Here is a 21,880-nt window from a genome sequence, read left to right on the forward strand (position 1 = left end):
TCAGCATCAGCATCAGCATCAGCATCAGCATCAGCATCAGCATCAGCATCAGCATCAGCATCAGCATCAGCATCAGCATCAGCGTCAGCAGGACGGTTATACGGCATGCATTGGCTAAAAAGTGAAGCAAGGACATACCGATGATCCACCGTATGCGACTCTCAGGGGACTCCATGCGCAGGACAAAGGCGACCCTGATCTATCGGAGGACGAAGAACCTGCGCGCGGTGCAATTGCTGCTCGGGCACTCCAAGCTGGAATCGACGGTGCAACCTCGGCTTTGAAGTCGATGACGCCCCCGAGATCTCCGAGCAAACAGAAATCTGAGCAGCCGCAGTGGCCACCTCCGCAATCACGCCGAGGCGGCAGTGTCTCCGCCGCCCAACGCCAGCTCGGTGGGGTCCGGCGGAGCCGACGCTGTCGGCCAAGAGGGTCAGTCGCGAGCGTCGGGTTCGCGCCAGCCAACATGTTCCGGCTGCGACAGCCTTTCACCCTTGACGCCAACCGGCTGAGTTCGAAGACCGAACTTGGTTTGGTTCATGGCCAGGACATTGCCGCTTAGCGTACGTAGGGCGCCAAATCGGAACTGAGCCGCACGCCAGTGCTGCTGTGTGGTGGGCAGGTCAGGCTCGGGGTCGCGGCTGCACTATCGCGCCATCTCCCATTGAAGTCCTTCCAGAACTGCCGAAATCACAGGCCGTGGGGTTTACCACTATAAGGTTATAACGTAATGACCTTATAGTTTTGATACCGGGTGATGAGGCATCGCCCCTCAACCTCTTCGAGCGTTTCCCATGAACCAATCCGTGCTGTTGACAAGCGGTGCCGCGGCCACACCGCCGGCGCCTGGACTAACACAACTTGGCTCTGCCGCGTCACGCCGCTCGATCGCAGGCAGCTTCTTCGGCATGGTGCTGGAGAGCTATGACTTCTTGCTCTACGCCAGTGTCGCAACCGTCATCCTGGCGCCGCTTTTCTTCCCGGCTTCTGATCCGTTCTTGGGGACTATGCTGGGCGCTGCCACGCTGGCCGTGGGTTTCATTGCTCGTCCGGTGGGCGGCATGGTCTTCGGTCACTACGGAGACAAGATTGGCCGCAAGCCGCTCATGCTGATGTCGCTCATGATGATCGGCGTCTCCACCTTCTGCATCGGCCTGCTACCGACATACGCGCAAATTGGTGTCGCCGCGCCGATCGTCTTGGTCATCTTGCGCCTTATCCAGGGAATCGCCTACGGCGGAGAATGGGGCGGCGCAGTGCTGATGTCGGTGGAGCATGCACCGTTGCACCGCCGCGGCCTGATCGGATCGTTGCCCCAGGCGGCGGTCCCGCTGGGCCTGCTGCTCGCCACCGGCATGCTGAAACTCGCTGCCGCCATAACCGGCCCAGAGTACATGACGTGGGGCTGGAGACTGCCTTTCATATTCGCCGTGGTGGTGCTCGCCTTGGGCTTGTGGGTACGAACTCAAACGATCGAGACGCCAGAGTTCAAGGCTGCCGTCGCCAAGGGGGGGCGAACACGCGCGCCGTTGCTGGTAGCCATCCGCACTTATCCGCGCGAGGTGGCTTGCTCGGCCGCCGTGTTCGCGGTGAGCCAGTGCATCTACTACCTTGTGATCGTGTTTGCCGTGCAGTATTGCGTGGGCACGCTCAGGATGGCTCTGTCCGACATGATGACGACTGTGGCCATCGCCTCGTTCGTACAGATCTTCGCGCTGGTGGCCTTCGGCGCCCTTTCGGACAAGCTGGGCCGTGTGCCCGTGATGCTGTTCGGTGCAGTGGGCCTCGGACTGATTCTGAGCCAGTTCTTCGGACTACTGCAGACGAAGGACATGACGCTGATTACCCTCGCCGTGACAGCAGCTCTGGCACTCAACTCCGCGTTCTACGGCCCGACAGCAGCGCTTCTTGTGGAGTCATTCGGTCCCGAAGTTCGGTTCTCGGGGATTTCGTTGGGTGCCAACCTTGGGGCGCTGCTCGGCGGCGCATTCACGCCCATGATCGCGTTGGGTTTGCTCAAGACTTTCAACAATGAAACCTGGCCCATCGTGAGCTACGGCGTGATGGTGATCGGCATCGGCACCGTCGGCCTCGTTCTGCTGCGGCGCACCATCGCCGCTCGCCACCACGCCACGACCTGAGTGGCACACCATCAAACCTGGAGCATCACACCATGAATACCCCACAAGCGCAGGCCACGCGCCCCGTTCACCCTCTGCTGAATGACCAGAAACTCAAGCTGGGCGTATTCGGCATGAACTGCAGCAATGGCTTGCTCATCAGCGAAGCGCAGACAACGTTCGAGATGACCTGGCAGCAGGCCCTTCAGATTGTCACCAAAGCCGACCAGATGGGTTTCGAGATCGCGCTGCCCTTGGGCCGCTGGCGCGGATTTGGCGGCAAGACCAACTTCAATGGGACGTCGTTTGAGACCTATACCTTTGCCGCGGCGTTGGCCGCGGCAACGAAAAACATCGGGGTATTCGCCACGTCGCATGTATCGACGGTACATCCAGTGGTCGCGGCCAAGCAGGCCGCCACCATCGACCACGTCTCCGACGGCCGCTTCGGCATCAACCTCGTCATGGGATGGTTCCGTCCTGAGATGGAGATGTTCGGCGGCTCAATGCGGGAGCACGACATGCGCTACGCATACGGCGACGAGTGGCTGGACATCGTGCAGCGCATCTGGAGCACTGAAGGCGCGTTCAACTATGACGGCCAGTTCTTCCAGCTCAAAGGCGTGCAAGGCGATCCTAAGCCTCTGCAGGAGCGCCCTGTGTTGATCAACGCAGGCACATCGGGCGCGGGCATGGACTTTGCGGCCAAGAACGTTGACTTCTCCTTTGCCAGCGTCGACAAGGTGGAGAACATCAAGAAGTTCATGGCGGTAAAGGACATCGCCGCCACGAAGTACCAGCGCCGGATCGGCGTGTGCGCGTCTGCACTGGTGATCGCCCGCGATTCGGAAGATGAGGCGTGCGCCGTCTACCAATCCATCCTGGAGCACGGTGACTGGGAGGCCGCCAAGAACATGATGGCTGTGCTCGGAATCGAGAGCCAGTCGTTCAATGAACGTCTCGCCAAATCGCAGGAGAAATTCGTCGCTGGCTACGGTACCAACGCTCTTGTCGGAACGCCGGGGCAAATTGTGGAGCAGTTGCAGGTGTACTCGAACGAAGGCCTTGAGGGTGTGGTGCTGTACTTCCTGGACTATGTGAAGGAGCTTGACTACTTCGATCGCAAAGTCATGCCGCTGCTGCGTGAAGCGGGCCTGCGTCATTGAGTCACCTGGAGAAAGCAATGACAGCGCAATCCCAAGCAAAGCCCCGCCTCGCGGGCAAGACCGCGGTCGTGAGTGGTGCGACCGGCGGCATCGGCATGGAGATCGTCCGAGCCCTCTCGCGCGAAGGCGCGAAGATTTTTGCCGCCGACTTGGCCGAGCCGGATTCCGAGGCGGTGAAGAAGCTTGTGGCGATCGGCTCCGACGTGACGTACCGCAAGGTCGACATCGCGTCGGAAGAGGATGTCAACGGCTTCTACAACGAACTGTCGCGTGACTCTGTGGCGCTAGAGATCCTCGTCAACAACGCAGGCATCATCCTGGGCAAGCCGCTGAGCGAAACGACGGTCGCCGAATGGGACCGGCTTGCGGCGGTCAACGGACGCGGCACCTTCCTGATGATCCGTGGTGCCTTGCCCTTGATCGACAAGCGCGCAGGCTCCGTCGTCAACGTCTCGTCCGGTGCCGCCCTCAGGCCGCTGAAGAACCTTGGTGCCTACAGCGCGTCGAAGGCTGCGGTCAATGCGCTCACCAAGGCTGCAGCGCAAGAGTTTGCGCCCATTCGATTCAACGTGATCTGCCCAGGCCCCGTCGACACGCCCATGCCGCGCAAGTTCGTGGAGCGACTCGACGCCGCGGCACAGGCGAAGGTGTTCGACGACCTTGCTTCGGTGCGTGCGCTGCAGCGTCTTGCGCAACCTGAGGAAATTGCGGCGGTGGTGCTTTTTCTTGCCAGCGACGAGGCTTCCTACATGACTGGCATGGAACTCAATGTCGATGGCGGCAAACCCTGACCCTCGATTGATCTCCTCTTCCTGAACATTCAAATCCCGGAACTCCCATGAAAACTGCATTCATCGGCCTCGACTACATCGTCGACATCATGCACCCCACCGGCAAGATCGCACGCTCGGCCCAACACGCGGCCGACCGCCATGTGATACAGCACGCCAACACCCTGCTTGAGCATGCAAAAGCCAAAGATTGGTTGAGCGTGCTTGTCAAGGTCGGGTTCAAGCCCGGCTACCACGAAGCGCCAGCTTTCTCGCCGATGTTCGGCAAGGCCAAGCAATTTGGCGCGCTCGCGCTGGGCGGACCTGGCACCGAGTTCCATCCGGACTTGAAGGCAAGCCTGGCCGACATGGTAGTCGAGAAGCCCCGCATCAATGCTTTCTACGGCACGGCACTCGAACCTGCTCTGCGGGCGCAGGAGGTCAAGCAACTGGTGGTGGCAGGGGTGAGCACCGCCTGGGCCGTGCAAAGCCTGGTGCGCGATGCGCACGACCGGGACTACCGGGTTGTGGTGGTGGAAGACGCCTGCGCCGCCGTGAGCCAGGCGGAGCATGACGCGTCCATCGCGTTGCTGCGCGGCATCGCGCGCGTCATTTCGATCTCGGAACTTTCCAGCATCGAGTAAGCCCGCTGACGCCACCGCGCATGCTCGCGGTGACGAGGTCGAGAACCGTGCCCAGTGGGCAGGGACGGGCAGCGCTTTGCCTCACGAACATCAAAAAGGATCGAAATGACAACTGGCTCCACCCTCAAGCAGCGCCTGCAACGCGGCCCGGCTGTGCTGGCGCCCGGCGTGTACGACGCCCTCACGGCTCTACTGGCTGAGCAGGCCGGGCATGAAGCGCTTTATCTCTCCGGCGGGGGAGTGGCTTACACGCAGCTCGGACGCTCCGACGTTGGGCTGACGACGGCCAAGGAAGCCGTGGACATCTGCGCCCGCATCACAGACCGTATCCGCACGCCGCTGATCGTCGATGGCGACACCGGCTTCGGCAATGCCTTGAACACCCAACGCACGGTACGCGACTTCGAACGAGCGGGCGCGGCGATGATCCAGTTGGAGGACCAAACATTTCCAAAGCGCTGCGGGCACTTGGACAACAAGTCGCTGATCCCGACATCGGAGATGTGCGGAAAGCTGCGGGCAGCGCTAGATGCGCGCCAATCCGGCATGCTGGTGATGGCTCGCACGGATGCTGTGGCGGTGGAAGGCTTGCAAGCGGCCATAGATCGAGCCGAAGCCTACCTGGAGACGGGCGTTGATGCCCTTTTCATCGAAGCGCCGACAACACCAGCGGACATGGACAAGGTGTGCGAGATCTTCGCATCCCGCGTACCGATGCTGGCCAACATGGTGGAAGGCGGCAAGACGCCGATCCAGAGCGTGTCCGAACTGGGAGGACGCGGCTACCGCATCGTCATCTTCCCAGGTGGCACGGTGCGCTTCGCCGCCACCCAACTGCAGGACTACTTCACCAGCCTTCTGCAGCACGGCACAACGTTGCCGAAGCAACCGCAGATGATCGATTTCAACGCCTTTAACGCGTTGATCGGTACGCCCGAACTGCTGGCACTGGCACGCAGCTATGAGTGAGCATACCGCTCGGCCGCGCAGCCTCTTCGAGAAGCTGTGGGACTCGCATGTGATTGCCACGCGCGAGGATGGCGCCAGCCTCGTGTGGGTGGACAGGCACTATCTGCAGGAAGGCTCATTCCACGCCTTCAACAAGGTGCGCGCCAAGGGTTCAACGGTGGCGAGGCCGGACCTCACCGTCGGCATCGCCGACCACTACGTGCCAACGCGCGGACGCTCCGTTCCGATCAATCGTCTCGACCCCCAGGGCGAATTCACACGGATCATGGAACAGTTCGCCGCGAATGCAGGGGCATACGGCATCCGCCACTATGGAATGAACCATCCTTGGCAGGGCATCTGCCACGTTGTCGGCCCCGAGCTTGGCTTGACGCTTCCGGGCACGCTTGTCGTGGAAGGCGACAGCCACACTTCAACGCATGGCGCACTGGGCGCCTGGGCTTTCGGCGTAGGTGCCTCAGAAGTGGCCCATGTGCTCATGACGCAGACGCTCTGGCAAAAGCCGCCCAAGCGCTTGCGCGTGACGGTCGACGGCGAACTGGCCCATGGCGTTACGGCCAAGGATCTGGTGCTGACCATCGTCGCGCATCTGGGCGCGGATGGCGCTGCCGGACATGTCATCGAGTACGCAGGCTCGGCCGTGCGTGCGCTCAGCATGGAGGGCCGCATGACCCTGTGCAACATGTCCATCGAATGCGGCGCCCGCTGCGGCTTGGTGGCGCCAGATGCCACCACCCTGGACTACGTCCGCGGGCGCCCATTCGCCCCGCAGGGCATGGCGTTCGACCGCGCCGTCGAGACCTGGCTGGAGTTGGCAAGCGATACAGACGCCTCATTCGATCGAGAACTGCGCCTTTGCGCCTCCGACATCGTGCCCACTGTGACTTGGGGAACAACGCCGGAGGATGCCTTGCCGGTCACTTCCACAGTGCCAAACCCGGCATCCATGGCGGACAGCAGCAAGGCGAAGCACGTCCGCGACGCTCTCGACTACATGGGCTTGCATCCGGGCATGCACATCCGCGATATCGCGATCGACCGCGTGTTCATCGGCTCATGTACCAACTCCCGCATCGAGGATCTGCGCGCCGCCGCTGCGGTGCTCGCGGGCCGCCGTGCACGCGTGCCGGGCCTGGTCTCGCCCGGCTCCACGCTGGTGAAGGCACAAGCCGAACGGGAAGGTCTAGACCGCGTCTTCTTGGCGGCCGGCCTGGAGTGGGCCGGCTCGGGTTGTTCGATGTGTGTGGCGATGAATGGAGATGCTTTGGCCGAAGGCGAGCGCTGTGCGTCCACCACCAACCGCAACTTCAAGGGTCGCCAGGGGCGCGGCTCTCGCACGCACCTGATGTCTCCGGCGATGGTGGCAGCCGCGGCGGTCGCCGGACACCTCGTCGATGTGCGCGAACTGAACCTGGAGGCTGCGCAGTGACGCCGATCGTTCGCCTGCAGGCGATTGCCTGCGCCTTGCCGCAGATCAACATCGATACCGATCAGGTGTTTCCCGCCCGGTTCATGAAGGAGGCACGTACGCCACCATCAGGTTACGCACCCTATCTGTTCCACGACCTGCGGCGCGGGTCGGATGGAGAGTTGCGAGGGGACTTCCCGCTGAACGCTCCGACCAACCAAGGAGCCGGCATCATTGCCGCACGCCGCAACTTCGGCAGTGGCTCGTCACGAGAAGCGGCTGTCTACGCGCTCGTCGATGCCGGCGTGTGCTGCGTGCTCGCCCCCTCGCACGGCGACATCTTCGCAGCCAACGCGGTCAACAACGGCTTGCTGCCTGCGCGCGTCGACGAGCACGACATGGAGGTCCTGCTCTCTTTGCTGGCGCCGGGTGGCGTCCGGATGAGCCTGGACCTGCAAGCCTGCAGCCTGACGGTTGAGGAACGGTCGTTCGGCTTCACCGTCGATCCGGTCTGGCGCACCCGGCTCCTCAACGGCTGGGACGAGATCGACATGACGCGCCGCTATGCCGAGGACATCGCAGCCTGGTGCCGGCACGACCGAGAACTCCGCCCCTGGGCACAACTGCCTTCCGAACCCACGGCGGCATGACCGCCGATAACACAAGGAGTCCGCCATGACTGCAACCATAGCCCAGGCTCTCGCGGCCATCGCGAGGGGCGAGATGGTCGTCGTCGTTGACAGCGAGGACCGTGAAAACGAGGGCGACCTGATTCTCGCCGCAGAGTACGCCACACCTGAGCGCTTGGCGTTCATGGTGCGGCACAGCAGCGGCGTGATCTGCATCGGCTTGCCTGGCGAGCGCCTGGACGCACTGTCGCTGCCGCAGATGGTGGCGCAGAACGCCGACGCCATGGGCACCGCCTACACAGTGACCGTGGATTACAAGCATGGCACCAGCACAGGAATCTCAGCGGCCGACCGCGCCGCCACGCTGCGCGCGCTGGTCGATCCGATGGCTGGGCCTTCAGACTTCAATCGCCCCGGCCATGTGTTCCCCCTGCGTGCGCGGGAAGGGGGCGTACTCGTACGGCCGGGCCACACCGAGGCTTCCGTAGACCTCACGCGGCTGGCGGGTCTGCGCCCAGGTGGCGTGCTGGTGGAGATCGCTAACGAGGACGGCAGCATGGCCCGGCGACCGCAATTGGAGGACTTCGCACTCGAACACGGCTTGCTGATGGTCACAATCGCCGACCTCATCGCTTGGCGCAAGCGCCACGAGGTCATCGTCGAGCGCGCTTCCAGTTGCCGTCTGCCGACCAAGTACGGCGTCTTTGAGCTCCACGGTTACCGCGAGTTGTTCAACGGCCAGGAGCATTTGGCCCTGGTGATGGGCCAGCCGGGCGAATTGGCGTCGCCGCTGGTGCGTGTGCATTCGGAATGCCTGACTGGAGAGGTGTTCGGCTCGCTGCGTTGCGATTGCGCGCCCCAACTGGCTCAGGCGATGAACCTGGTTGCGGCAGAGGGCTGCGGCGCCATCGTCTACCTGCGTGGCCATGAGGTGCGAGGAATCGGCCTGCTGCACAAGCTGCGTGCGTACGCGCTGCAGGATGGCGGCGCTGACACGGTGCAAGCCAACCTTGCGCTCGGCTTCTCCGCAGACCAGCGCGACTATGCAGTTGGTGCGCAGATCCTGCGGCAGATCGGCGTATCTCGGATGCGCCTCATGACGAACAACCCCCGCAAGTACGAGGGCCTCGCGGACTTCGGCTTGGACATCGCCGAGCGCGTTCCGTTGGTGATTGCCCCTGATCGCGAGAACTCTGTCTATCTCGCGTCCAAGCAGCGGCTGTTCGGCCACCTGCTGGGCATGGATGGCTGAGCCCGTGGTCCATGTATCTCACCGACTAGGAGACCCTATGCCAATTCTCGATTCGTTTGACAAGCGCCAGTTGCGCAATGTGTTCGGCACGTTCACGACCGGCGTGACCATCGTCACGACGCGCACAGCCGATGGCAAGGCACACGGTGTCACGGCCAACTCGTTCAGCTCGGTTTCGCTGGACCCTCCGCTGGTGCTCTGGTGTCAGGCGCTCACATCCCGCAGCCATGCAGCGTTCAATGGTGTCGATCACTTCGTCGTGAACATCCTGGCCGACGATCAGATCCACGTCTCCAACCAGTTTGCAAAGTCGCACGATGAGAAGTTCGTGGGCATCGAACATCAGGACGGTCTTGGGGGCGCGCCCGTGATCAGTGGCTCAGCTGCGCACCTGGAGTGCGTCAAGGTGGCGTCCTATCCTGCAGGCGATCACGTGGTCTTTGTCGGGCGCGTCGAGCGGGTGGGGCACTCCAGCCGCCGACCTTTGGCCTTCGGCGGAGGCCGCTACATGAGCACCTACGCGCACGACCTCGGGCCCGTATCCACGCAGATCGGCTGGGACAAGCCGGCACGTGCGCAGGACGTGAAGCGCGTGGCGGCCGAGATGCCGGCCATCTGCGAGGCCGTCGGGCAACATACCCTGTGCCTGTCTGTGTGGGGTAACCATGGCCCCACGGTCGTGAGCTGGGAGCCATCTGAGCACCCGATCAGCGACAACCTGCGCGTGGGCCTGGTCTATGGCGTGACGATCTCGGCGGCCGGGCGCGCATTCGCCGCCTTTCTGCCCAGCGACGTCACCCGCAGCTTTATCGAGGAGGACCTGCGCGTGTTTCGCCGCCCCGAGGAAGACGAGGCGGAGCAGCGCGCAGCCTTCGAAGCGGACGTTGCCGCAGCGCACGAACACGGCATCGCGCGCGTTGTCGACCCGGCGCTCGCCATGCGACTGCACAAGATCCCGACCAATGCCTTCGCAGCGCCGATCTTTGATGCGCGCGGCGTCATGGTCATGACGCTTGCGATCCTTTCCCAGGTCGACCGGCTCGCACCCGATTGGCACGGCGCGGCGCCGCAGGCACTGCTCCAGGCCTGCCGCGCGCTCTCGCGCCAGCTTGGCCATCAGGAATCCCAGCCCACTCCAGGAGACAGCAAGTGAAGACGTTCATCACCCGGTTGACAATCGTTCTCGCAGCGGCGTGCCCGCTGCTTGCAACGGCGCAGGCCTTTCCCTCCAAGCCCATCCGCATCGTCGTTCCATACGCACCGGGCGGCATCACCGACCAGCTTGCACGGGAAGTCGGCAACAAGCTGGGCGAGATCGTCCATCAGCCCGTGATCGTCGACAACCGTCCTGGCGGCCTGGCGCAACCCGCGGTGAGCGTGGTCAAGCAGGCACCTGCAGATGGGTACACGCTTTTCATGGGCGACCTGCCGGCGCTGGGGTTGAATCCCAGCCTGGCCAGTAAGCTTTCGTATGACCCTCGGAAGGACCTCCAGGGTGTGACGAAGTTGGTAGTCTCGCCCGGCTTTTTGGTGGTGCCGAACGACAGTCCGTACAAGACCTTCGTCGACCTGTTCAAGGCCGCGAGTTCCGGTAAGACGTTGACCTATGCGTCCCAAGGCGTGGGCACGGGCGGCCATCTGTTCGGTGCGCTCTTTTCGGCCAAGACGCAGTCCACGCACACGCACGTTCCCTACAAGGGTTCCGCGCCGGCGCTGCTGGATGTGGCGGGCGGAAAGGTGGACTTCATGTATGACACGGTCACATCTGCTGGACCGCTTGTGCTGGGAGGCAAGATGCGGGTGATTGGGGTCGGCGTGGACCAGCGACTGCCGCAATTTCCTTCAGCGCCCACGCTCAAGGAGTTGGGCCACGGAGACATCGCGCTCAACGTGTGGTGGGGTGTCACGGCCAAGGCGGGAACTCCGAGCGAAGTCCTGGTCGTTCTGGAGAAGGCAATCCGCACCGCCATGCACGATCCAGCAGTGGCTTCGAAGTTCACAAGCCAGGGAGTGATGGTCACCACGAGTGGTAGCCCGGCGGAGTTCTCTAACTACATCGCGGAAGAGATCGACCGCTGGGGCAAGGTGATCAGGGATTCGAAGATGAGCGTCGACTGACCTGCATGCGTGCACGGCGAGGTCGAGGAGGTGACAAGGTAACATCCTTGAGATGATTCTGTTCCATTTTGAGTTCCCATGCGCTCTGAACAAGCGGTGCCCAAACCGCCCGGGATGACCATTGCGCTGCAGCGGTCGCCCGGCACCGCCTTGCATCGCCAGCTATACATCGTGCTGCGCGACCAGATCGTGCGCGGCAGCTTCCACGTCGATGCCGCCATCCCGAAGGAAGCAGACCTGGAGCGGATGTTCGGCGTATCGCGCATCACGGTGCGGCGCGCAGTGGCGGACCTCGAATCACATGGATTGGTGCGCAAGGTGCCTGGCAAAGGCACGTTCGTGCTGGCGCGCAAGGATGGCGGCAGGCGTGAGGCCACTCTCCCGCTGCTTGAGGCTCTCAAGCGGCAAGCCAAGGACACGAAAGTTCAGGTGCTGCTCGTGGAAACCGTCCCAGCCCCGGGAGACATAGCACTGCTTCTGGAATTGGAGCCTAACGGGTTGGCTCATCACATCGTGCGCTTGCGCAGCGCAGGCAAGATGCCGTTGATGGTGACGGAAGCGTGGGTGCAGGCGAAGTGGGCGGCCGACATCACGCATGACAGCCTGCTGAAGAAGGCCTTGTTTGAGATCATCATCAGCAAAGGCGTGGAGTTTGGCAAGGTGGTGCAGGAGTTTTCCGCCATCGCGGCCGCCCCACAGCATGCAAGCCTGCTCAAGACGGACGTGGGAACTCCGCTGATCAAGGTCACTAGGCTGTTCTACGACATCGAGGACCGCCCGGCATACCACCTGACCACCGTGGTCACACCCGAGCGCACGCGACTGCTGATGGAGATTCCAGCCTCCGCGATCAATACGCTTTCTGCTGGGAGCTACCAGCACACCGTGCTGGTGTAAATCTTGGTCATCCGTACTGACCACAGCGATACAACCTCAAAGGATTTCGTTGTCGTCGTCAGAAGTGGCAAGCACTTCTTCGTGCTTCCAGCGACCGCCGACGCGCCAGGTCCGCAGTGCCTGGTTGTCTGGAAGAAAGCGGCCAGCTTGTCATTTCGGGTGCGCCCAGGGCCTATCACTGCGCGGGCAAAATGGGCCATGACGGCATGGCGTGCCCGAACCGCCTCTCGGGAACTTCAATGGACATTGCGAACACATCTCACCTGCGCAGAACTCCCGGTACAGCCTTGCACCGCCAGCTCTTCGTGGTGTTGCGCGATCATATCGCCCAGGGCGTTTACCCCTTGGGCAGCCTCATACCTGCCGAGGACGCGCTCTGCGCCCAGTTCGACGTTTCGCGCATCACAGTACGACGCGCTGTGGCGGACCTGGAACAACTTGGCCTTGTAGAGAAGCTCCCGGGCCGCGGTACCTTTGTGCGTGCAGCGCCACGCGCCACGCGCCACGCGCCGCACGCCAGCAGGCTAGCTTCGGCCTACTCGCTTCGCTGGGAAAGCAGGCGCGCGAGACCGAAGTGACGGTTCTGAAGGTACAGATTATGTCGGCGCCGGCCATGGTGGCGCAGCAGCTCCAACTCCCCGAAGGTGAAGCGGCGGTGCATGCCGTGCGTCTACGCTCGATCCGGTGCGTGCCGATGATGGTGACGGACGCTTGGGTGCCCCATTCAATCGGCCGTAATGTCACCGAGAACGCCTTGAGGAAGCAGGCCCTGTTCGAGATCTTGATGGCCGAGGGCGTAAAGTTCGGCCGCGTGATTCAGGAAACGACCGCCGTAGACGCAGACCTGTCATGGCTGGACTGCTGAAGGTGGAGATGGGTGCACCGCTGGTGCGCATCGTTCGGCTCATGCACAACCGGCGCAAGCAGCCAGTGCAGTACATCACGATCACCTTCACCGGTGAGCGCAGCCGTATCCTGATGGATTTGACCGCCGAGGCTGTCAACACGACCGGAGCCGGACAGATAGTGCATGACACGGACGACCATCTGGCCTGACTTTTACGGACTATAGCGTCCACATACTGCTCAGCTCGCTGCAGAACGGCTGCATCCGAGCGACGAAATCAGGCCAGCGAGTGGCTGCTGAGGACGCAGAGCGCTATTTCACCAACTGCGCGAGCAGCCGTTCGCGTGATCTAGCGAGGAGCTTTCGCCCGATTGACCGGTTACGGGGGTACAGCGGACCGACGCACATGGCGAGCGTGAATGTCGGGTTTCGCAAGCGACGGTCATTCCGCTGAAAACTCAAGGTCAGCAGCCAGTGGCGGACAGTCAGCGTAGTGATGAGGTTTCGACTCTCGACGCTGAGCAGTCCTTCGAGGTTGCAGCAAGGATTCCGAGGGGAGGCTCCTGTGGTCGGATCCACACGCGCAACTGCACGCGCTTTCGCGGTTGTTCGTCAACTTCTTTTATCGCGCGGATGCACCTGAATCGGCGCCAGTTTGCCGCTCCTCGCTCGTAAAATGCGACCCCTCCATGCGATACGAACTCACGGATCTTCGGCTCTTCCTAGAGATCGCCCAAGCGAAAAACCTGACGGCTGCGGCCGCGGCCTCATTTATCACCACTTCGGCGGCCAGCTACCGGCTCAAGAACCTGGAGCAGGCCCTTGGTACGCCGCTCTTTGACCGCAACTCGCGCGGCATGGAATTGACTCAAGCCGGCGAGGCGGTGCTCTCGCACGTTCGCGCGATCTTCGAAGACATCGAACGAATGCAAGGTGACGTGCGCCTGTTCATCTCTGGCATCAAAGGGCACGTCCGCATCGTCGCCAACAGCAGCTCCCTGAGCAGCTTTGTTACGCAAACTCTGGGGCGCTTCCTGGTCGCTCACCCTGGCATTGATGCGGACGTCGAGGAGCGCCAGAGCGAGACAATCCCGGCTGCGGTGCTCGCCCGTGAGGCGGACATCGGGATCTTCGCTGGCAGGACCGAAGTTCAGGGACTCGCCATTCACGCCTACGCCGTCGATCGACTGGTCATCGTAGCGCCGCCGGATCATGAGATCTCGACGCGCCAATCTGTACGCCTGAGTGACGCCCTAGACTTCGAATTCGTTTGCATGCATCGCTCCAGCAGCAACTATCTGTTCCTTCGCGACGCGGCCGCCAGGCAAGGCAGAACAGTAACCGCACGATTGCATGCACAGGGGTTCGAAGCAGTGCTCTCGCTCGTCGCAGCAGGCGTGGGGGTTGCCATGGTTCCTAGCAGTGTTCTTGAGAATCGCCAGGAGCCCCATCGGGTCGCACGACTGACCCTTGAAGAGCCTTGGGCGCGCCGAGAACTCAACCTGGCCGTCCGGGCTGATGCGCGCTTCCCGGACTTCATCACTGCGTGCGTGGACTTTCTGCTGGGTGATCCACTGGTCGCAGCGACACGACCGGTGGGCGACCGCGAACCATGATTGGGTAAACCCCAGCGGGACTAGACAAAATTCCCTGCTCAGCCGCGTCCAACTTTCACGAACGCTCACTGCAATACTGATCAATTGACCGTCCGATGCCCTGCGCCAAAAATTGGCCTTAGCTCTCGGAGAAAGAATGCTTGCAAATGCGCTTAGTGGGGTTCGGGTCGTGGACCTGTCGAGAATCCTGGCTGGTCCATGGTGCACTCAGAACCTGGCGGACCTCGGCGCTGACGTCTTGAAGATAGAGCGCCCGCGAGTGGGCGACGACACGCGCAGCTGGGGCCCGCCCTTCGTAGTCAGCGAAACCGGCGAGCAAGTCTCGGCCTACTTCCTGTCGTGCAATCGTGGAAAGCACTCAGTCACTCTCGACTTTGCCCGTTCCATAGAGCGGGAATGGCTGATTCAGCAGATACGGGACGCCGATGTATTGGTCGAAAACTACAAGGTCGGCGACCTCGCGCGCTACGGCCTGGATTTCGAAACCATGGCCAAGGTCAATCCACGGCTGATCTACCTGTCCGTGACTGGATTTGGGCAATCGGGCCCGTTTGCTCATAAACCAGGCTACGACTACATCTTCCAGGGGATGGGTGGACTCATGGGCTACACCGGCATACCGGACGGCGAAGAAGGTGCAGGACCGCTTCGCGCGGGCGTCGCCGTCGTTGACCTCATGACCGGGATGTATGCGACAAGCTCTGTGCTGGCGGCCATCATTCAGCGCGCCCGAACCGGCACGGGGCAGCACCTAGACATTGCGCTCTTTGACGTGTCGGTGGCCATGAACGCCAACCAGGGCGCCAATTACCTGGTTTCCGGACAAAGTCCAAAGCGCACCGGTAACGCTCACCCGAACCTAGCACCCTACGAGGTCGTCGAATGCGCGGACGGGTACGTCATCCTGGCCATCGGCAACGACAAGCAGTTCGCGTCCTTCTGTGCGCTCATGGGGATGCAGTGGCATCTGGATCCCAAGTTTGCCAGTAATGCGGGGCGGCTGACCAACATGCGTGAGCTTCGTCCGCTCCTTGGGGACGCCGTGAAGCGCTGGTGCACAACCCCCTTGGGTGAGGCACTGGATTCGCACGGCATCTCCTGGGGGAACATCCACACCATGGAGCAGGTTTTCCAGCATCCGCAGGTCATTCACCGCCAGATGCTGCAGACCGTCGAGCATCCGACGTTCGGGACTCTCAAGCTCGTGCGCAACCCCATGATCTGGCCAAACAAACAAATCACCGTTCAACCACCGCCTGCGCTGGGGCCATCAGCAGTGGAGAACGCCGCACCAGAACTGACCTGAGCTAACGCGAATCACCCCCGCACCCGAGCGGCCCGCTGCGGCTGGCGAGCATTCACAATCAACCTCAAATAACGGAGACAGCAATGAAATTCTCAAAAACCATCTTGTCCATGACGCTGTGCATGAGCGTCATCCCCATGGCGCAGGCGGCAGGCGCCTCATCCTATCCGGACCGCCCAGTCCGCCTGATCGTTCCCTACGCCGTGGGTGGTGCGACCGATGTGATCGGCCGCGTCATGGCACGCTACCTTGGCGACGCGCTGGGTCAGTCCATCGTCGTCGAAAACAAGCCCGGGGCCGGCGGCAGCACCGGTTCAAGCTTCGCAGCCACCCAGTCCGCAGACGGCTACACGCTGGTGATGATGGTAGAGAGCTCGCATGCCGTGAATCCGAACGTGTATGCCGCCAAAGCCTATGACCCGGTCAAGGACTTCACGCCCATCACTAACATCGCCAACGTTCCCGGCGTGATGGTGGTGAATGCATCTTCGAGCTACAAGAGCGTTCAGGATGTCATCGACGCCGCAAGGAAGGCTCCGACCAAGCTGAATTACGGGTCGTCGGGCAACGGCGGATACAGCCACCTGAGTGGCGCTTTGTTCGGAAGCACGACCAAGACCCAGATCACCCACGTCCCGTACAAAGGCCTGGGCCCGGCGCTGAATGACCTGATGTCTGGCCAGATCGACGTGGTCTTCGACAACATGCCCTCCTCTGGCGGCCTGATCGCAGGCGGCAAGCTGCGCGCGCTGGCTGTGTCAAGCCCACAGCGCCTAACACAGCTGCCCAACGTTCCAACCTACGAAGAGGTCGGTCTCAAGCCAATGAACAACATGTCCTGGTATGGCATCGGTGCGCCCGCAGGCCTCGATCCAGCCGTGCTTGCCAAGTTGAGCTCGGCAGCCAAGAAAGCCTTGGAAAGCCCGGGCTTGAAGAAGACGATTCAGGATCAAGGCGCGATCGTTGAGTACACGACGCCCCAGCAGTTCAAGGAGATCGTGGAACGCTCGAACAAGGCGTGGGCCCAACTCGTCCAAGACATTGCCTTCGAGAAGATGTGATGGCAGCGACCGAACAAACGAATGCAGCGGCTGCCTCCCCTGCGGCGGTCTCGTTTTCGACGCCGGCCACTGCGGTAATCACCATCACCGCTGGTGGCGTTCTCAACGTGCTGAGCACGCCGGTAATTCAGGGCCTCCTCCATACGCTGGAGAGCTTGGCGGGCAATGAAGACATCAATTGCGTGGTTCTGCGCGGCAGTGGCTCGCGCGCCTTTATTGCTGGCGCGGACATCAAGGAGATGGCAGGTCTCGATGCCGAGAGCGGCCGCGCCTTCATCAGCGGTCTGCGCGATCTTTGCAATGCCATCCGTCACTTCCCAGTTCCAGTCATCGTTCGCCTGGAGGGTCATACTCTGGGCGGCGGCCTGGAGGTGGCGATGGCGGGCGACCTTAGGATCGCCGCTGACAACGCCGTGGTCGGGATGCCGGAGGTCAAGGTTGGTATTCCATCAGTAATTCATGCTGCCATGATGCCTTCGCAGATCGGCACGACTCGGGCGTTTTGGATGCTGCTGACTGGTGAGAACATAAGCGCCATTCAGGCGCGGGACTGGGGCCTCATCAGCGAGTGCGTGCCGCAGGACCAGCTCGACTCGCGGATCGAGGAAGTCGCGCATGGGTTTTCGCAGATCGGGCGGTCGGTGCTGCGCCAACAAAAGCGCCTGCTTCGCCGCTGGGAGACCATGAGTCTTGATGCGGCGATCGAAAACAGTGTGGCAGAGTTCGGCGAAGCCTTCAACACGGGCGAGCCGCAGCACCACATGAACGCCTTTTTGACCAAGAAGGCTGTTGGCGCCGGCCGAAAACTGACCCATCTGTGATGGGTTGGGATTGCATGGAACTCAACCATCTGCTGCTCCCGCAGCGTTTCCTCGCTAGCACCTCTCAACTGAGGCTTACTCCGCCAATCGCCTCTGTAGAAACGCCACGGCGTCGTCCAGTCGTTCGCCCTCAAGTTCGCGGTGCGGCCCTGGGTAGGCAACCAGGCGTTTGTCCATAGATCCGATCGCGTCGAACAGGGCGAACGTCCCTTCGCGGTCGAAGGTCTGGTCGTCCCATTGCTGGGTGAACCAGACCGGACAGTAGATGCTCTTCGCGTAGCCGATCAAGTGCTCACTGGCAGGGAAGTTCATGCCCCAGAGCCCGATGGCGGCCGCCTTGATGCGCTTCTCGGTTCCGAGTAGCGGGATGCCATAGCCCGTCCCCATCGAGACGCCGATATATCCTATCGGGAGATCTTCGAGGCCGTGCAATGGCAGCAATGCGTCGAGCGTTGCGATCATCTCCCGTGCCATGCTCGTCCGGCCCACGCCGGCCTGCCAAGCTTCGCGAAAGCTGCGAACCGCCGTTCTCGGGTCGAGGCTGCCATCACTGCGCCTATCACCATGTACAGGGCCGTCAATTGCAAGCACGGCGAGTCCGAGTGGCAGACATGCTCCGGCGATCGCGAGAATCGCGGCCGAGAGCTTGTGTCCGCTCCCCCCGTGACATGCGAGGACGACCCCTTTGCACGCACAGTCGGGCAGCCAGTAGACGGCCGGGATCGACTGTCCGTTGCAGTCAACTGCCAGCGGCCGGGCCACGTTCAACAGGAGCTCGTTCATGGGCGGGCCTTTCACTTCATGCAGCGCGCGAAAATATCGAGAAGAAGGCGCGCCTGAAGCGGCGCAGTATGGCCGCTGCAACTGTCGTCATCGACAGCGTCGCATTGTGCGCCGGTCTGGCAGGGCTACGGCCCGCTGCAGCCGCCTCTACGTGGTCGCTGAATCGGCGTGCGAATTCGGCGATCAATGCTTCGGCGACGATGACACCCCCTGCCTTCGCGAACTCGGCAAGCACGCCGGTGAGTTGCGCGTCAGACTCGAGCCGCACATCGGTTCTGGCCGACCCTGCGTCGACTCCAGAATCGCGCGTCGAAGAAGTCTCGGCCGGCGCCAACTGGTAGTTCATCATTACCGCCATGCGGGCGCCCCGCACGTCCGCGCTCGCCTTACCGGACAGTGTGCCGCTGAGCAACTCCTTGTCGACACGGTTGGTGAGCGTCCCCTTAAACGCGATCTTCTTCGGGCCGAACGAGGCGATCAGCGTCGCGGGGTAGCTACCGTCGGTCGCCGGCGCCTCGACGCTCGTCCCGGGAAGGAAACTCGCCATGAGCGGCACATCGGCGAATTGTTCGACGACTGTTTCCGGTGTCCCGGCAACTTGGAAGCGTGTTTCGAAATGCATGAAGCGTCTCTTTTTTCAGCGAACCGGCCGCAGCAGTGGCATCTTGTTTTCCTCGGCGAGGAAAAGCCGGGAATATGCATCGCTCACTAGAGTGGGCGAAATGCGCGCATCGATGACAAACGGGCCTTCGAATGTCTGAGCGCGCGCGATTGCGGCGGCCAGCTCGTCTTCATGCTCGAGCATTGCCCCCTCGCCGCCGAAACCGCGTGCCAGCGCCACGAAGTCGGGCGACTTCCATTGCGCTGCGCGCGCGTCGCGGTCTTTCCATTGCATCTTGAGCACTTCGGCGCCGTAGGCCGCGTCGTTCATCACCACGATGGCGAGACGCATCTTCTGTTCGGCAGCGGCGTGCAGCTCCTGCACCGCCTGCAAGAGACTTCCGTCGCCCTCGATCAGCACTGTGAAACGTCTCGGGTCCGCCATTGCGGCACCGAGGGCTTGGCCGAGTCCGAGCCCGATGCTGCCGAATGCCGCGGAATGCTGGAAACGCCCCCCGTGCGGCAGGGCCAGGTGCGCGATCGGCCACGACATGAAATGGCCTGCGCCGCATACGACTTGCGTGTCGGCAGGCAGGGCGCGCGACAGGTTGCGCATCAGGACGCGCGGGTCGAGGCCGTCGCTTGCTTTCGGCGGCACTGGCACCGGCGCTGCGAGCCGGTCCCGCGTCGCAGCTGTGCGAAATCCTTCGCGTGGCGCGGTGTGCTCGCGCAATGCTTCGAGCAGTGCCTCGACCGTTCGCTTCGCGTCGCCTTGCAGGTAGAGGCCAGGCACGACGCCAATCGTCGCGGGATGGGGTTTGATGTCGATGCGTGCGACTTCTGCCTGTGCAAACAGCAAGCCGCCTTCGCTCGTGTAGGTGTTGAGTGAGGCGCCCACCGCAAGCACGAAGTCCGCTTCTGCCATCAGGGCTTCGGTGGGCACGCTGCTGTAGGAGCCTGAGATCCCAATGTCATAAACGTTGCCATCGAAGAAGCCCTTCGCGACGAGCGAGGTGGCGAGCAGCGCGCCGACGTGCTCGCCGAGTGCTTCGATCGCGGCGCGCGCGCCCGCATACTGCGCACCGCGGCCAGCGACCACAACGGGGCGGCGCGCGGAGGCCATCCGTTCAGCAAGCTCGGCAATTGCCTCGGCGGGAGCCGGCAGGTTGCGCCTTGGCACGAAATCCGCCGAGGGGCGGTAGTTCCAATCCCACGGAAGCTCGGCGTCCCAGAGCGCCTGCGCCAGGCTCAGGATCACCGGGCATTGCCCCGTGCGTGCGACATAGAAGGCTTCGGCGACGTCTTCGGCGAGCGTGTCTGCGTTCGCGAGCGACCGGAAGTCGCACTCGCACGCAGCGGCGAAGCGGCGCGTGTCAAGCGACTGCAGACCGGACTTGCCGTCGGCCGGGTACTCGCCCGTGATGATCAGGAGCGCCGTGCCGGCGCGCGAAGCGCTCAGCAAAGGGTTGGCCGCGTTGGCAAGGCCAGGGCCGCAAGTGACCGTGACGATGCCAAGCTTTCCGCTAGCCTGCGCGTAACCGTCAGCCATCTGGATCGCCGCGCCGTCATGGCGAGACCAGATGACGCGCGTGCGGCCGTCCTCGACGAGTGCCCCCCAGATTGCCATGTTGGCGTCACCCATCAATCCGAAGAGGACGCCGTCTGATTCGAGGGCCAGAGCATCGGCGATGGCTTGAGCAATCTTCATGCGTACCTCTTCGAGCGCGTCGGGTGCGTGGGGCACAGAGGGGTAGATGGGTTCATCGGGTTTCTTCCGCTGGTATCAACAGAGCGGAATTGCAGCATCGAAGCGGCGCCGGCGACATCCCAAGGAGTCGATAGCGGCATCGAACGCGTCGCATGGAACCGGGCAATCGCCCGGTCTATGCTCTTGGCGACGGAGACACAATGAACATCTACAAGACTTTCAACCGCCTGTTCGCAACCGCCCTGATGCTGGCGCCCGCCCTTGCCGCCGCCGAGTTCCCTGACCGCCCCCTCCGGCTGATCGTCCCGTTTCCAGCGGGTGGCGTGTCGGACATCCTCGGGCGCAGCTATGCCGACAAACTAAAGGACCAGCTCGGGCAACCGGTGATCGTCGACAACAGGCCGGGGGCGACAGGGGCCATCGGTACCGAGACTGCGATCAGAGCACCGGCCGACGGCTACACGCTCGTACTCAATTCCAGCGCGCTCGTCATCAATCCCTGGTTCGGCAAACAGCCCTTTGACTACGCCAAGGACCTGACGCCGATCGCGCGAACCGGAGAGACCCCTTACATCGTGACGGTCGATGCAAAGCTGCCGATCCAGAACCTCGAGCAGTTCATCGCCTACAGCAAGACAAATCCGGGAAAGCTCGGTTGCGGCACCTATGGCAATGGCTCGCCGCCGCACCTCGCGCTGGAGCTTTTCAAATTATCGGCGGGCGTCGACATCCTGCACGTGCCCTACAAGACCTCGATTCAGGCAGTGCCGGACATGTTCTCCGGCCAGCTTGGCTGCGTCTTCGAGCCACCGCCTGGCTCCATCGCGCACGTCAAGTCGGGGCGACTGCGCATCGTCGCACACACCGGGCCGGGGGCAATGGCTTCTTATCCCGGCGTGGATGCGATCGGCAAGCGCTATCCGGGCGCAGCGGTCATCGGCTGGCAGGCGATCTTCGTGGCGTCGGCCACGCCCAAGCCGGTGGTGGAGCGCCTGCGTAGCGCGATGGCAAAGGCGCTTGCCACGCCGGAGCTGCAACAAAAGCTTCGAGACGCCGGCTTCGAGCCTTCAACGGGTTCGCTCGATGACTTCGAAAAGGAAATCGCGGCCGACCACGAAAAGTACGGTAAGGTCATCAAGGCTACCGGCATCCGGCTCGAGTGAGA

General features: G+C 62.5%; 22 protein-coding genes and 1 pseudogene. 20 read left to right on the top strand and 3 right to left on the bottom strand.

The genetic code is table 11. The features are described from left to right. Positions 1–170 precede the first annotated feature (170 nt). From N8A90_RS08200 to N8A90_RS08290, 19 genes and pseudogenes are all read left to right on the top strand, one after another. Positions 171–327: pseudogene (locus N8A90_RS08200) on the top strand (integrase); the annotation flags it as partial. A 467-nt stretch (positions 328–794) separates the two neighbouring features. Further along, positions 795–2,141, top strand: coding sequence for an MFS transporter (locus N8A90_RS08205; protein ID WP_262074215.1), 1,347 nt, complete (start codon positions 795–797; stop codon positions 2,139–2,141). A 32-nt stretch (positions 2,142–2,173) separates the two neighbouring features. Then, positions 2,174–3,286, top strand: coding sequence for an LLM class flavin-dependent oxidoreductase (locus tag N8A90_RS08210; RefSeq protein ID WP_262074217.1), 1,113 nt, complete (start codon positions 2,174–2,176; stop codon positions 3,284–3,286). A 17-nt stretch (positions 3,287–3,303) separates the two neighbouring features. Then, positions 3,304–4,077 (top strand): SDR family NAD(P)-dependent oxidoreductase, encoded by a 774-nt coding sequence (locus N8A90_RS08215; protein WP_262074219.1) that lies wholly within the window; start codon positions 3,304–3,306, stop codon positions 4,075–4,077. Between the two features lie 47 nt (positions 4,078–4,124). Then, entirely contained in the window at positions 4,125–4,700 is a 576-nt protein-coding gene (locus tag N8A90_RS08220; RefSeq protein ID WP_262074221.1) for a cysteine hydrolase family protein, read from the top strand. A 105-nt stretch (positions 4,701–4,805) separates the two neighbouring features. After that, on the top strand, positions 4,806–5,669 hold the full coding sequence (locus N8A90_RS08225; protein ID WP_262074223.1) for an oxaloacetate decarboxylase: 864 nt from the start codon (positions 4,806–4,808) through the stop codon (positions 5,667–5,669). Beyond that, on the top strand, positions 5,662–7,098 hold the full coding sequence (gene leuC / locus N8A90_RS08230; protein ID WP_262074224.1) for a 3-isopropylmalate dehydratase large subunit: 1,437 nt from the start codon (positions 5,662–5,664) through the stop codon (positions 7,096–7,098). The genes N8A90_RS08225 and leuC overlap by 8 nt, the downstream gene beginning before the upstream one ends. Then, a complete protein-coding gene (gene leuD / locus N8A90_RS08235; RefSeq protein ID WP_262074225.1) occupies positions 7,095–7,727 on the top strand; it encodes a 3-isopropylmalate dehydratase small subunit in 633 nt (210 codons plus the stop codon). The genes leuC and leuD overlap by 4 nt, the downstream gene beginning before the upstream one ends. Positions 7,728–7,752: 25 nt before the next feature. After that, entirely contained in the window at positions 7,753–8,958 is a 1,206-nt protein-coding gene (locus tag N8A90_RS08240) for a bifunctional 3,4-dihydroxy-2-butanone-4-phosphate synthase/GTP cyclohydrolase II (protein WP_262074226.1), read from the top strand. A 37-nt stretch (positions 8,959–8,995) separates the two neighbouring features. Further along, entirely contained in the window at positions 8,996–10,111 is a 1,116-nt protein-coding gene (locus N8A90_RS08245) for a flavin reductase (protein ID WP_262074227.1), read from the top strand. Beyond that, positions 10,108–11,076 (top strand): Bug family tripartite tricarboxylate transporter substrate binding protein, encoded by a 969-nt coding sequence (locus tag N8A90_RS08250; protein WP_262074229.1) that lies wholly within the window; start codon positions 10,108–10,110, stop codon positions 11,074–11,076. Before N8A90_RS08245 ends, N8A90_RS08250 begins: the two co-directional genes overlap by 4 nt. Before the next feature lie 78 nt (positions 11,077–11,154). Next, on the top strand, positions 11,155–11,973 hold the full coding sequence (locus N8A90_RS08255) for a GntR family transcriptional regulator (protein ID WP_262074231.1): 819 nt from the start codon (positions 11,155–11,157) through the stop codon (positions 11,971–11,973). 239 nt (positions 11,974–12,212) lie between these two features. Continuing rightward, positions 12,213–12,551: a winged helix-turn-helix domain-containing protein gene (locus tag N8A90_RS08260; protein WP_262074232.1), complete on the top strand. Its 339-nt coding sequence runs from the start codon at positions 12,213–12,215 to the stop codon at positions 12,549–12,551. Then, the gene (locus N8A90_RS08265; RefSeq protein WP_262074233.1) at positions 12,548–12,838 is read left to right on the top strand and encodes a UTRA domain-containing protein; all 291 of its coding nucleotides are present in this window, start codon (positions 12,548–12,550) and stop codon (positions 12,836–12,838) included. Before N8A90_RS08260 ends, N8A90_RS08265 begins: the two co-directional genes overlap by 4 nt. Beyond that, on the top strand, positions 12,823–13,029 hold the full coding sequence (locus N8A90_RS08270; protein ID WP_262074235.1) for a hypothetical protein: 207 nt from the start codon (positions 12,823–12,825) through the stop codon (positions 13,027–13,029). Before N8A90_RS08265 ends, N8A90_RS08270 begins: the two co-directional genes overlap by 16 nt. Before the next feature lie 480 nt (positions 13,030–13,509). Next, complete coding sequence (locus tag N8A90_RS08275) at positions 13,510–14,436, top strand: LysR family transcriptional regulator (RefSeq protein ID WP_262074236.1); 927 nt, start codon at positions 13,510–13,512, stop codon at positions 14,434–14,436. A gap of 136 nt (positions 14,437–14,572) precedes the next feature. Beyond that, positions 14,573–15,742 (top strand): CaiB/BaiF CoA transferase family protein, encoded by a 1,170-nt coding sequence (locus N8A90_RS08280; RefSeq protein ID WP_262074237.1) that lies wholly within the window; start codon positions 14,573–14,575, stop codon positions 15,740–15,742. Between the two features lie 83 nt (positions 15,743–15,825). Beyond that, positions 15,826–16,803 (top strand): Bug family tripartite tricarboxylate transporter substrate binding protein, encoded by a 978-nt coding sequence (locus tag N8A90_RS08285; protein WP_262074238.1) that lies wholly within the window; start codon positions 15,826–15,828, stop codon positions 16,801–16,803. Then, positions 16,803–17,624, top strand: a complete 822-nt coding sequence (locus tag N8A90_RS08290; RefSeq protein ID WP_262074240.1) for an enoyl-CoA hydratase — start codon at positions 16,803–16,805, stop codon at positions 17,622–17,624. The genes N8A90_RS08285 and N8A90_RS08290 overlap by 1 nt, the downstream gene beginning before the upstream one ends. Positions 17,625–17,699: 75 nt before the next feature. Here N8A90_RS08290 and N8A90_RS08295 read toward each other — a convergent pair whose 3' ends face one another. The 3 genes from N8A90_RS08295 to N8A90_RS08305 are packed head-to-tail and all read right to left on the bottom strand — an operon-like array spanning position 17,700 to position 20,715. Further along, positions 17,700–18,407, bottom strand: a complete 708-nt coding sequence (locus tag N8A90_RS08295) for an alpha/beta hydrolase (protein WP_262074242.1) — start codon at positions 18,405–18,407, stop codon at positions 17,700–17,702. 16 nt (positions 18,408–18,423) lie between these two features. Continuing rightward, complete coding sequence (locus tag N8A90_RS08300; RefSeq protein ID WP_262074243.1) at positions 18,424–19,029, bottom strand: hypothetical protein; 606 nt, start codon at positions 19,027–19,029, stop codon at positions 18,424–18,426. 15 nt (positions 19,030–19,044) lie between these two features. Beyond that, on the bottom strand, positions 19,045–20,715 hold the full coding sequence (locus tag N8A90_RS08305; protein ID WP_262074244.1) for a thiamine pyrophosphate-binding protein: 1,671 nt from the start codon (positions 20,713–20,715) through the stop codon (positions 19,045–19,047). Between the two features lie 200 nt (positions 20,716–20,915). Between N8A90_RS08305 and N8A90_RS08310 the strand changes: the two genes are divergently transcribed. Further along, positions 20,916–21,878, top strand: coding sequence for a Bug family tripartite tricarboxylate transporter substrate binding protein (locus N8A90_RS08310; RefSeq protein ID WP_262074246.1), 963 nt, complete (start codon positions 20,916–20,918; stop codon positions 21,876–21,878). Positions 21,879–21,880 lie beyond the last annotated feature (2 nt).

It is taken from the genome of Variovorax sp. N23 (assembly GCF_025486315.1).
Taxonomy (GTDB): domain Bacteria; phylum Pseudomonadota; class Gammaproteobacteria; order Burkholderiales; family Burkholderiaceae_C; genus Variovorax.